This window comes from Bacillus sp. 01N42_2 (genome assembly GCF_056399565.1).
In genome coordinates this window covers 1-1065 of the sequence record NZ_JBFTRO010000024.1, presented here as the reverse complement: position 1 = coordinate 1065, position 1065 = coordinate 1, and the positions used below count along the sequence as shown (strand labels likewise).

Genomic DNA, 1065 nt, shown 5'->3' with positions numbered 1-1065 from the left:
TGAAACCTTACTACAGCGAAAACAAAGGCCGCCCCTCACTTGATCCGCTGATTTTATTCAAAATGATGTTTATCGGATACCTCTACGGTACCCGTTCAGAAAGACAGCTTGAAAAAAAATTTACTACAATATGGCGTACAGATGGTTTTTGGGACTGAATATCAATGACCCAGTTCCGCACCACTTCACCATCAGCTGGAACAGACGAACACGCTTTAAAGATACAACTATTTTCAAAGACATCTTTGATGAGATCGTTCGCCAGGCCATCAATCATGACATGGTGGGCGGACGAGTACTTTTCACCGATTCAACTCAACTGAAAGCCAATGCCAACAAGCACAAATATACAAGAAAAACGATTGAACAGGATACACAAAACTATATCAAAGATTTAAATGAAGCCATCCAAGAAGATCGGGAGGAACACGGAAAAAAGCCATTACCCGCCAAAGAGGAGGTGAAAGCTGAAAAGAGATCCCCCAAAGTACCACTGATCCTGAAAGTGGATATATGTACCGTGAAAACAAACCGGAGGGTTTCTTTTATTTAGATCACCGCACAACGGATATGAAATACAACATTATCACCGATGCCTATGTCACGCCCGGAAATGTCCATGATTCTGTGCCCTATCTTGACCGATTGGATCTTCAAATCGCACGATTTGGTTTTCAAGTAGAAGGCGTCGCTCTTGATTCCGGATATTTAACGACTCCGATCTGTAAAGGATTAGCTGACCGCCATATTTTTGGCGTTATTGCCCATAGACGATATCACCAAAATGGAAGTTTCATTATGACAGTGAAAAAGACAGTTATATTTGCCCGAACCAGCAAAAACTTACATACTCAACAACTGACCGAAAAGGCTAACGGTCATATAAATCAAATCCTGAAACCTGTTCCGCATGCCTTTTACTTGCGCAATGCACAAGATCAAAAAACCGCCAGAAGGTCATCACCCGGCATGTATGGGAAGATCCTAAAGAAAAGGTCAAACAAAATCGCTTGTCTGTTTCAGGAAAAACCCTCTATAAAAAAAGAAAAGAAAAAATAGAGCGAA

The 1065-nt window shown here is 41.3% G+C and carries 1 pseudogene; it reads left to right on the top strand.

What is annotated here, in order from left to right:
- Nucleotides 1-1065 (top strand): annotated as a pseudogene (locus tag AC1DN5_RS19025) (IS1182 family transposase); the annotation flags it as partial.